10 protein-coding genes are annotated in these 9,927 nt (G+C 68.0%); 4 read left to right on the top strand and 6 right to left on the bottom strand.

Features of this window, described 5'->3' with window-relative positions; all coding sequences use genetic code 11:
- Positions 1 to 113: 113 nt before the first annotated feature.
- Complete coding sequence (locus tag MLGJGCBP_RS10785; RefSeq protein ID WP_160095456.1) at positions 114 to 1,061, bottom strand: AraC family transcriptional regulator; 948 nt, start codon at positions 1,059 to 1,061, stop codon at positions 114 to 116.
- 241 nt (positions 1,062 to 1,302) lie between these two features.
- Between MLGJGCBP_RS10785 and MLGJGCBP_RS10790 the strand changes: the two genes are divergently transcribed.
- From MLGJGCBP_RS10790 to MLGJGCBP_RS10805, 4 genes are all read left to right on the top strand, one after another.
- Positions 1,303 to 1,875 carry a flavin reductase family protein gene (locus MLGJGCBP_RS10790; RefSeq protein WP_160095458.1) on the top strand — a complete coding sequence of 191 codons (573 nt, stop codon included), beginning with the start codon at positions 1,303 to 1,305 and terminating at the stop codon, positions 1,873 to 1,875.
- Positions 1,876 to 1,913: 38 nt separating this feature from the next.
- Positions 1,914 to 3,518 (top strand): 4-hydroxyphenylacetate 3-hydroxylase family protein, encoded by a 1,605-nt coding sequence (locus tag MLGJGCBP_RS10795; protein WP_160095460.1) that lies wholly within the window; start codon positions 1,914 to 1,916, stop codon positions 3,516 to 3,518.
- Between the two features lie 20 nt (positions 3,519 to 3,538).
- Positions 3,539 to 4,387 (top strand): catechol 1,2-dioxygenase, encoded by an 849-nt coding sequence (gene catA / locus MLGJGCBP_RS10800; RefSeq protein ID WP_160095462.1) that lies wholly within the window; start codon positions 3,539 to 3,541, stop codon positions 4,385 to 4,387.
- Positions 4,388 to 4,462: 75 nt separating this feature from the next.
- Entirely contained in the window at positions 4,463 to 5,257 is a 795-nt protein-coding gene (locus MLGJGCBP_RS10805) for an alpha/beta fold hydrolase (protein ID WP_160095464.1), read from the top strand.
- Between the two features lie 4 nt (positions 5,258 to 5,261).
- On the opposite strand, the gene MLGJGCBP_RS10810 is transcribed toward MLGJGCBP_RS10805, so the two are convergent.
- The 5 genes from MLGJGCBP_RS10810 to MLGJGCBP_RS53210 all read right to left on the bottom strand — a co-directional run.
- Positions 5,262 to 6,497 (bottom strand): acetyl-CoA C-acetyltransferase, encoded by a 1,236-nt coding sequence (locus tag MLGJGCBP_RS10810; protein ID WP_160095466.1) that lies wholly within the window; start codon positions 6,495 to 6,497, stop codon positions 5,262 to 5,264.
- Positions 6,490 to 8,196 carry an AMP-binding protein gene (locus MLGJGCBP_RS10815; RefSeq protein WP_160095468.1) on the bottom strand — a complete coding sequence of 569 codons (1,707 nt, stop codon included), beginning with the start codon at positions 8,194 to 8,196 and terminating at the stop codon, positions 6,490 to 6,492. Before MLGJGCBP_RS10815 ends, MLGJGCBP_RS10810 begins: the two co-directional genes overlap by 8 nt.
- A complete protein-coding gene (locus MLGJGCBP_RS10820) occupies positions 8,193 to 9,041 on the bottom strand; it encodes an alpha/beta fold hydrolase (RefSeq protein WP_160095470.1) in 849 nt (282 codons plus the stop codon). Before MLGJGCBP_RS10820 ends, MLGJGCBP_RS10815 begins: the two co-directional genes overlap by 4 nt.
- The gene (locus tag MLGJGCBP_RS10825) at positions 9,038 to 9,829 is read right to left on the bottom strand and encodes a hypothetical protein (protein WP_160095472.1); all 792 of its coding nucleotides are present in this window, start codon (positions 9,827 to 9,829) and stop codon (positions 9,038 to 9,040) included. The genes MLGJGCBP_RS10820 and MLGJGCBP_RS10825 overlap by 4 nt, the downstream gene beginning before the upstream one ends.
- The coding region (locus MLGJGCBP_RS53210; protein ID WP_160095474.1) for an acyl-CoA dehydrogenase family protein at positions 9,826 to 9,927 on the bottom strand (102 nt) is incomplete at its 5' end. The genes MLGJGCBP_RS53210 and MLGJGCBP_RS10825, both read right to left, overlap by 4 nt.

Below are 9,927 nucleotides of genomic sequence, written 5' to 3' on the forward strand. Positions count from 1 at the left end.
CGCCGAACGCTGCGTCCAACAACACAACCCACCCTGAACAGCAGAAATGACGCCCACACAAACCTCAGGAGCGCCACTCATGTGCGAATACTATCGCGGGGGTCCGACAACTTTCACAGGCCGCGGTCCCGCAGCGACTCGGACGGCGTCACACCGTACTTGCGGCGGTAGGCGGCGGCGAATCTGCCGGTGTGCATGATTCCCCAGCGGGTGGCGACTTCCGAAACAGTTGCACAGGAGGCGCTTCCGATCAGATCGGCGTGCACACGCTCGAGGCGCACGTCGACGAGGAACTCCATCGGCGTCATGCCCACGTATTCGCGGAACCCCTGCTGCATGCGCCGGACGCTCACGCCGACGAGTTCGGCCATCTCGCCTGCGGTCCAGGGGCGGGCCGGATCCTCGTGGATCGCGTCGATGACCCGCTTGACGATGCGCGGGCGGATTCCCGACGAGCCCGTGTCGTCGTCCGGCATCGCGGTGAGCACGAGAGCGGTGGTCAAGGCACCACACAATTGCTGCGACACCATCTCACTGCGCAGGAGAACGCTGTCGTGCAAAGCCTGGTCGGCGACGGAACGGACGAGCCTGAGCCACTCCGCTCCGGCGCCCGCACGCAGGTCGAGTTGCCGCGGCAACAGCTGACCGGGCCTGGCGAGCACACGGTCCATCTCCCGCCGCAGGTAGTCCCGGTCCACCTTGAAGCCGATGATCTCGCAGGAACTGCTCCAGTTGGTGATCACGGTCCGGGTGTCGGGCGGACAGATCGTCGCCAGCCCCGGCGTCGACGTCACTTCCGTGCCGCCGGTGACGGACACGATGCGACCGGTGAGGGGGATGTTGATGCCGTACGCGCCGGGATGGTCGGACTCGATGGCCACGGCTGCCCCGAATCCGATCCGGGCGAGCCGCGACGCGCCCACGTCGGACGATTCCAGCGACGACCGCGCGGCGTTGTCACGCGACAGCGGACGCAGTTCGTGAGGGAAGTACGCGTCCGCGACCACCTCGTGAACCTCGTCCCAGTCGGTGAAACCGGGGCCTTCCAACTGTCCTCGCATACGTACGTCCAGACCTCTCACCTCGCGCTTCAGCGGCGTTCGAGCAACTCCCGACCCTAGCATCGCCTGTGACTCACGTCACTGCAAGGCCCTGCACCCCGCCTCCATCAATCCCGTTTCGCGTTCCGGATCGGCGGTTCGCAATGAGGATCGACGCACTGTGACGCCCGTCATACGTTGTGCAGGTGCCCCCAAACGAGGGGGTGATCGCACGAATCGTGCAGAAAGGCGGTCACGAAAAATGGATCAGCGCACCCTCCGTAACATTTTCGGCCAGTTCGCCAGTGGCGTCACCGTGATCACGTGCGCGAACTCCGACGGCGAGCCGCACGGGGCGACCGTCACCGCGTTCACCGCAATTTCGATCGAACCTCGACTGTGCCAGGTGACGCTGACCCGGAAGTCGAAGGCGTGCAGCTACCTGAGCGATGCGCCGTTCGCGGTGAACATTCTGGCCGCCGATCAGCTCGACACCGCCATGCACTTCGCGGGCAAACCACAACGGACGGAGCCGGTGTGGGACGAGTCCGGCATCGCTCCCGCCCTGTCCGGCAACGCGGCCACGCTGACGTGTTCGCCCTGGGCGTCCTACGACGGCGGCGACCACGTCATCTTCATCGGCGAGATCGTCGATGCGTCCGTCGACCCGGTCAAGGACCCACTGCTGTTCTACCGGAGCACATTCCACGATCTGGGTGCCGTGTCGGGCACTGCGGCGTGGAACGGTTGCCTCGACGACCCGCACAGCGGATGGTTCGACGCCACCGCGTCGTTCACCCCGGTCCACCCGCAGCTCGCGCGCGCTGCGTCCTGACGAACAGCCCCCGACCCATGATCTTCGAAGGGAACACCATGACCACCACCGAAGCCCCCGTCGACCGCAGCACGGTCAACACCGCCGCCGACTGCGATGCCAACCGCACCGCAAACTTCGCGTCGCGGCCGATGACCGGTGACGAGTACATCGAATCGCTGCGTGACGACCGCGAGATCTGGCTGCACGGGGAACGGGTGAAGGACGTCACGACGCACCCGGCGTTCCGCAACCCGATCCGGATGACCGCCCGCCTCTACGACGCGATGCACACCGGCGAGCACGTCGACGCCCTGACGACACCCACCGACACCGGCAACGGTGGCGTGACGATGCGGTTCTTCCGGGCGTCCAAGACGTCGGACGACCTGCTGAAGGACCGCGACGCGATCGCCACCTGGGCGCGCATGACCTACGGCTGGATGGGCCGCTCCCCCGACTACAAGGCGTCCTTCCTCGGCACCCTGCACGCCAACAAAGAGCTGTATTCACCGTTCCAGGACAACGCGGAACGCTGGTACAAGGAGTCGCAGGAGAAGGTCCTGTACTGGAACCACGCGATCATCAACCCGCCCGTCGACCGGCAACTGCCGCCGGACGAGGTCGGTGACGTGTTCATGAAGGTGGAAAAGGAAACCGACGCCGGCCTGATCGTCAGTGGCGCCAAGGTCGTCGCCACCGGGTCGGCGATCACCAACTACAACTTCATCGCCCACTACGGGCTGCCGATCAAGAAGAAGGAATTCGCCCTCATCTGCACAGTGCCGATGGACGCACCGGGCGTGAAGCTGATCTGCCGCACGTCCTACACCCAGCAGGCCGCGGTCATGGGCAGCCCGTTCGACTACCCGCTCTCGTCGCGGATGGACGAGAACGACACCATCTTCGTCTTCGACAAGGTGCTGGTGCCGTGGGAGAACGTCTTCATGTACGGCGACGTGGAGAAGATCAACGCCTTCTTCCCGCAGTCGGGGTTCCTGCCCCGCTTCACGCTGCAGGGCTGCACTCGGCTGGCCGTGAAGCTCGACTTCATCGCCGGCATGTTGATGAAGGCCCTCGACGCCACCGGGGCCGGCGGCTTCCGGGGTGTGCAGACCCGTGTCGGTGAAGTGATCGGCTGGCGAAACCTGTTCTGGTCGCTCACTGAATCCATGGTCCGCGACCCCGAGCCCTGGGTGGGTGACACCGTCATCCCCAAGCTCGAATACGGCCTCACCTACCGCATGTTCATGCAGCAGGGCTACCCGCGGATCAAGGAGATCATCGAGCAGGACGTTGCATCCGGGCTGATCTACCTGCCGTCGTCGTCCGCCGACTTCAAGTCGCCCGACGTCCGCCCGTACCTCGACAAGTACGTCCGCGGCTCCGAGGGAATGCCCGCGGTCGAACGCGTGAAGATCATGAAGGCCCTGTGGGATTCGGTGGGCAGCGAGTTCGGCGGCCGTCACGAACTGTACGAGCGCAACTACGCCGGTAACCACGAGGGCGTGAAGGCGGAACTGCTGATGTTCGCGGAGAACCGGGGAACGGTCAGCTCCATGAAGGGCCTCGCCGAGCAGTGCCTCGCCGAGTACGACCTCGACGGCTGGACGGTGCCCGACCTGATCGGCAACGACGACGTCTCCTACTTCGGCCGCAGCTAGTTCACAGACCAGGAGCTACCATGACCACGCTCGAGAGCCCCACCGCCGTCGGATCCGGCAACGCCGCCACGGACAAGTTCAAGGGCGCCCGGTTCACCGCCGACACGTCCCCGGAGCGCCTGTCCGCCATCGCCACCGAGGCGCTCGCCGGATTGAGCGCGCTGATCCAGAAGCACGCCGTCACGTACCAGGAGTATCGCGTCCTCAAGCAGTGGCTCATCGACGTCGGCGAGGGCGGCGAATGGCCGCTGCTCCTCGACGTCTTCGTCGAGCACGAGATCGAAGACGTGAACTCCCGGAACTTCCAGGGCACCAAGGGGAGCATCGAGGGACCGTACTACGTCCCCGGAGCACCGGAACTCCCCGCGCGGTGCACACTTCCGATGCGCGAGGAGGATCGGGCGCACACCGCGCTCGTCCTCCGGGGCCAGGTCACCGACCTGGACGGCACCGGGCTCGGCGGTGCCACCCTCGAACTGTGGCATGCCGACGACGAAGGCTACTACTCGCAGTTCGCCCCGCACCTGCCCGAATGGAATCTGCGCGGGACCGTCGTCACCGACGCGGACGGCCGGTACGAGATCACGACCATTCAGCCTGCGCCGTACAAGATTCCGACCGACGGTCCGACCGGTCGATTCATCGAGTCCGCGGGTTGGCACCCGTGGCGCCCGGCGCACCTGCATCTGCGGGTGACCTCGCCGGGCAAGCAGCCGATCATCACGCAGCTGTATTTCGCGGGCGGGGACTGGATCGACGACGACGTCGCCACCGCGACGAAACCCGAACTCCTCCTGGATCCGCGGCTGGACGAGACCGGGCGTAAGGTTGTCACCTACGACTTCGCGCTCGATCCCGCCGCGGACTGAAACACCGACCATGTCCCCGGGCGACACGATGAGACTTCGTGTCGCCCGGGGTCTTACGCTTGTGGAGGAACCGTCATGGCCAGCACGTCACCGCCCCGGACCACCGAGTTCGTGCGCACCGCGACCGCGGTGATCGAGGTCGTCGTCGAAGGAAGTGGGCCGACGGTGATCCTGTTGCCGTCGCTCGGCCGGGAGTCGTACGACTACGACGACGTCGCGGGCGGATTGGCGCAGAACGGGTTCCGGGTCGCCCGACCGCAGCCTCGTGGCATCGGCCGCAGCACCGGTCCGCTGGCGAACATCACGTTGCACGACCTGGCCGCCGACGTCGGCGCGGTGATCGAGGCACAGGGCAACGGCCCGGCGGTGGTGGTCGGTCACGCCTACGGGCATTACGTCGCACGGATGCTGGCCGCCGACCGGCCCGATCTGGTGCACGGCGTCGTCGTGGCTGCCGCCGGCGCCCGCAATTATCCTGCTGCGCTCACCGCATTGGCGGTGAAGTGCGCCGATTCCTCACTGCCCGACGCGGAGCGGATCGGCTACCTGCAGACCGGATTCTTCGCGCCGGGCAACGATCCGACGGAATGGCTCGGCGGCTGGTACCCGGAGGTGTCGGAGCGTCAACTCGCCGCCGCGGCCGCCACCCCGAAGGACGAGTGGTGGGCGGTGGCGCATCAGCCGATCCTCGACCTGCAGTCCGCTCTCGACCCGTTCCGTCCCCGCGAGACGGCGAACGAGTTACGTGACCGGTTCGGCGAACTGGTCACCGTGACCGTCGTCCCCAATGCCAGCCACGCACTGATGCCGGAAGCGCCCGCACAGGTCGTGCGGGCGCTTACCGACTGGATTCGGACCCTCGACAGCTGAGCGGTCAGGCCCGTTCGAAGATCGCGGTCAGACCCTGGCCGCCGCCGATGCACATAGTCTCGAGGCCGTACCGGGCGCCGCGACGGTCCATCTCGCGCAGCAGGGTGGTGAGAATTCGGACTCCCGTCGCACCGACCGGGTGTCCGAGGGAAATCCCCGACCCGTTGACGTTGGTGCGGGCGAAATCCTGTTCGCCGAAGTTCCATTCGCGGGTGACGGCGAGTGCCTGCGCCGCGAATGCCTCGTTCAGTTCGATCAGGTCGATGTCCGCGAGCGTCAGTCCGGCACGCTTCAGTGCCCGCTCGGTGGACGGAACCGGTCCGATCCCCATCTCGGACGGCTCCACGCCGGCAACCGCCCAGGTGACCAGGCGGGCAAGCGGCCGGAGACCGAGACGCTCCGCCTGTCCTCGGGTGGTGACGAGGCACGCCGCCGCGCCGTCGTTCTGCCCGCTGGCGTTGCCTGCGGTGACGGTGGCGTCGGGATCGGTGGCGCCCATGATGGGCCGTAGACGCGCGAGTGACTCGGCCGTCGTGTCGGCGCGGGGGTGCTCGTCCCGGTCGACGAGCTGCGGATCACCCTTGCGGATCGGGACTTCCACCGGAACGATCTCCTGCGCGAACTTCCCCGAGTCGATGGCGGCGACCGCCCGCTGATGGGAACTGACCGCGAGTTCGTCCTGTTCGCGACGGCTGATCCGGTACTTGCGGCGCAGGTTCTCCGCTGTCTCCAGCATGCCGCCGGGCACCGGATAGTTGCGTCCGCCGGCGGTGACGCGCCCGCGGGCGAGCCGGTCGTGGAGCACCGCCGGGGCGCCCTTGGCTCCCCAGCGCATCGCTTCGGTGTAGTACTCGGCGCGGCTCATCGATTCGACGCCGCCGGCGATCACCAGTTCGGCGATCCCCGTCTGCACCCGCATCGCGGCGTCGAGCACAGCCTGCAGACCCGATCCGCAGCGACGGTCGAGTTGCTGACCGGGAACCGTCACCGGCAGTCCCGCATCGAGGGCCACGACGCGGCCGATGGCGGGTGCCTCGCCGTTCGGGTAGCACTGACCGAAGATCACGTCGTCGATGCTGCCCGGATCCACTCCGGTGCGCTGGATCAGTTCGGACACCACACGGGCGCCGAGGTCGGCGGCGGGAACGTCCTTGAACTGGCCGCCGTATCGGCCGACGGGGGTGCGCAGGGGCTCACAGACGACGACGTCGGTCGCCTGCGCGTTCGAGTTTTCAGGCACTGCGGAAATCCCTTTCGTGATCGGTCCACCGCTGCGCCCATTCGCGCAGTTCGACCGCTCGGATCTTGGCTCCGTTACCGCCCACTGTGGTCGGCATTTCCTCGATGATGTGGACGGCGGCGGGAACCTTGAACGCCGCCAACGACTCTGCGCACCAAGACTTGAGCTCTCGGGCGTCGACGTCGGCGTTCTCGGCCGGGACGACGAACGCGACAGCTTCGGTGTATCCGCCGCCGCCGGTGACTCCGACGACCTTCGTGAGGTGGACGCCGTCGTGTTCGGCGAGTCGGTGCTCGATCTCGGCCGGGTCCACCAGGAATCCGCGCAACCGGAGCACGTCGCCCATCCGGCACACGTACGTGTAGCCGCCGTCGCCGGTCGCGACGGCCAGATCGCCGCTGCGGAACCACCCGTCCGGCGTGAACGCGCGCGCGGCCGCGTCCGGATTGCCGAGGTACGCGTCGACGACGTTCGGTCCGCGTACCTGCAGCTCGCCCTGTTCGCCGTCGGGGAGAGCGGAATCGTCCAGTGGGTCGGCGATCCGGATCTCGATGGCGGGTTCCACCGGGCGCCCACCGCCGTTCCAGCGCAGGGCTTCCGGGTCGGCGACATCCCACAGCAGCATCAGTGCGAACACCTCGGAAGACCCGAAGACGCCCGTGGTGACGGCGTCGAATTCGTCCCGGACCCACACGGCCACCTCGTGCGAACGGCCGAGGAAGTCGGCGATCCCGAGCCGCTTCAGCGAAGACAGGTCGGCGCGGTGACCCCCGTGCCAGGTGTCGAGGAGGCGGGTGAAGAGGTCGTCGCCGCCGACCACGTGTGTCACCTTCAGCGACTGCATGCGGCCCAGCGTGGCCGCGGCGTCGAAGACGGGTTCCATCAGGAGGGCGCCGCCGCCGGCGAGAGTCGCCAGGGCGGTGCTGAATCCGAACACGCCCGACACGGGCAGCACACAGAGCGTGACGTCGCCGGGTTCGATGTCGAGGACGACGGCGTCGGCTCGCGCGTGCCGGACCACCGCGGATTCCCGATGGGCCGCGAGTTTCGGGACGCCGGTGGATCCGGACGTGGTGAAGGCGACGGCTAGCGGGTCGCCGGGGTCCGCCCGCTCGCCCGCGGCGGTGGTGGTGGCCATGTCGGGGGTCTCCGGCACCCGAACACCGCCGGTGTCCGCGCTGCCCGCCGTCCAGGCGCCGCCGCCGAGGTCGAATCGCGCCGGATCGGGCGCCTCGCCCGCGGCCGCCGGGCCGCGCACCACCGCGACCGCCGGGGCCGGGAGGTCGACGGACTGCTGCGCCTCGTCGAGTCGCCCGAACAGGTCGAGGCCGTGGAAGTGGTCGGCCACGGCGACCACCGCGGGTCGCGCGGAGGTGAGGATGTGCGCGATCTCGTGCGTGTTGTACCGGGTGTTGACGCCGATGACGTGTGCACCGACGGCCGACGAGGCGAGCTGCCAGACGAGTGCATCGGACCAGTTCGGCAGCAGCACCGCCACGCACTGGCCGCGGCGCACACCGGCCCTCGAGAGTTCCAACTTCAGTGCCTCGACGCGGTCGCGGAGGTCGGCGCGGCCCGAGACGAGCGGTTCGCCGTCGACGACGTCGATCGTGACGGCGGCCTGCGGGTCGGCGGTCACGAGTTCGTCGAGCAGCGCGGCGAGGGTGTCACGGCGCGTGGCCGTGTCGTGCGCCGTCACGAGAGCACCGCCGCGGTGCGCAGTTCCGTCAGCCAACCGTCCGCCACCGAGGCGAAATCGTCGATCTCCTCCATGGGGTAGTGGCCGATGTCGTCGAGCAGGGTGAACGTCGTCGATCCCGGACGGGCGTCTTCGATTCTCGCTGCCGCCTGCTCGACGAGTCCGGCCCGGATCCACGGGTCCTGCGCTCCGGCGACGAGCCTGATGGGGCAGGTGATGTCGGCGAGACGGTCCCGCACGTCGTGTGTTCCCCAGGCGATGAGGTCCGAGGACGAGATCTCCGGGTCCTCGCGTTTGTGCATCGTGGCGATCAGGCGGGCCTGAGTTTCGGGCACGGACCGCCCGATGGACGCCAGGGTGCCCAGATACGTGCGGTCGGCGCGGCTGGGTCCGGCGACGTCCTCGAGTTCGCGGCGCAATCCGCCGACGTTGACGCGGCCGGGACCGGCCTCGGCTTCCATGGCGATCGCCCCGGCCAGCGGCCGCGACGGGCGGGTCGCGAGTTCGAGTGTCAACTTGCCTCCGATGGAACATCCCATGACGAAGGGCCGTTCGACGGCGAGGGCGTCGAGGACCTTCCCGAGCCAGTCCGCGAACACCACGATGCTGGTGATCGGGCCGTCGACCGCGGGCTCGGAACGCCCGTGCCCCGGAAGGTCGGGGACGATCACTCGGTAACCGCGGTCTGCCAATGCGGACGCGGCATGGCGCCACTGAACTCCGCTCTGCCCCGCGGTGTGCAGGCACAGCACGGTGGGTGTCTCGCTGTCCGGACGATTGTCGGAGGTGACGATTTCAACGAGGCCGAGCGCGCCGTCGATGTCCAGGTACCGGGCCTCGATCACGACCGGGCCTCCCTTCCGCACGTGAGTGGCAAAGTGTGCTCCGGCACGCGGCGCCACTCACGTGCGGCGGTGCGGGCATGGGCGATGACGATGTCGAGCGGCTTGGTGAGTCGCAGATACTCGTACCCGTCGCCGCTGGAGGAGAATTCACCGCTGATCGCGCGGCGCATGAAGTCGTTGTGTTCGGCGACCATCAGGTCGACCCACGTCACGGCCGGGACGACGAGTGTGAACGTGGCACCACCCGGGACGCGGCGCGCGACGTCGATGATCCGGCCGCGATAGATCCGCAAATGCACCTCGCGGGCGCCGCCCGAGGCGTCCGTGCAGCGCAGGCCCACCGTGCCGTCCCACGTCGCCAGCGAGGACGCGAAGGCAGGGTCGGAAGAGAGCGATTCGCGGAGAACCTCTCCCCAGGCGGGGGTGCAGAAGTCGACCGCCGGGTCGTATCGGACTCCGGCGGGGTCGGGCAGACGCCACGTCTCGATGCCCTGCTCGCGGATCGACCCACCGTCGTCGACGAGTCGTACGTGCCGATCGAGGACTGCCCCGTCCGAAGACTGTTCGACCCGCGTGACGACGGATTCGACGCGGACGACGTCGTCATCCGTCACCGAGGACTGCGAATTCCATTGCAGCCCGGTGCGTGTGGCCCCGACCTCCGGTCGCGGAGCGAGCAGCCCCGCCACGGCGATTCCCGTCAACGACGATTCCGGCAGGGACAGTGCGAGTTCGGAGACCCGCCGGGCATCGCTCACCGTGCGATCGCCGACCGTGGATGCAGTCATTCGGCGGCCCTCCCCAGCAGCTCGTCGGAGATGATCCGCATCTGGATCTCGCTGGTGCCCTCGAAGATCTTCGTCAACCGGGCATCCCGCCAGTGCCG

It is taken from the genome of Rhodococcus sp. T7, assembly GCF_009872365.1.
Classification (GTDB): domain Bacteria; phylum Actinomycetota; class Actinomycetes; order Mycobacteriales; family Mycobacteriaceae; genus Rhodococcus_F.

Coding starts and splice junctions, on each gene's coding strand:
- catA (WP_160095462.1), top strand. CDS start 3,539: ATGACCACGCTCGAGAGCCCCACCGCCGTCGGATCCGGCAACGCCGCC.
- MLGJGCBP_RS10785 (WP_160095456.1), bottom strand. CDS start 1,061: ATGCGAGGACAGTTGGAAGGCCCCGGTTTCACCGACTGGGACGAGGTT.
- MLGJGCBP_RS10825 (WP_160095472.1), bottom strand. CDS start 9,829: ATGACTGCATCCACGGTCGGCGATCGCACGGTGAGCGATGCCCGGCGG.
- MLGJGCBP_RS10805 (WP_160095464.1), top strand. CDS start 4,463: ATGGCCAGCACGTCACCGCCCCGGACCACCGAGTTCGTGCGCACCGCG.
- MLGJGCBP_RS10790 (WP_160095458.1), top strand. CDS start 1,303: ATGGATCAGCGCACCCTCCGTAACATTTTCGGCCAGTTCGCCAGTGGC.
- MLGJGCBP_RS10795 (WP_160095460.1), top strand. CDS start 1,914: ATGACCACCACCGAAGCCCCCGTCGACCGCAGCACGGTCAACACCGCC.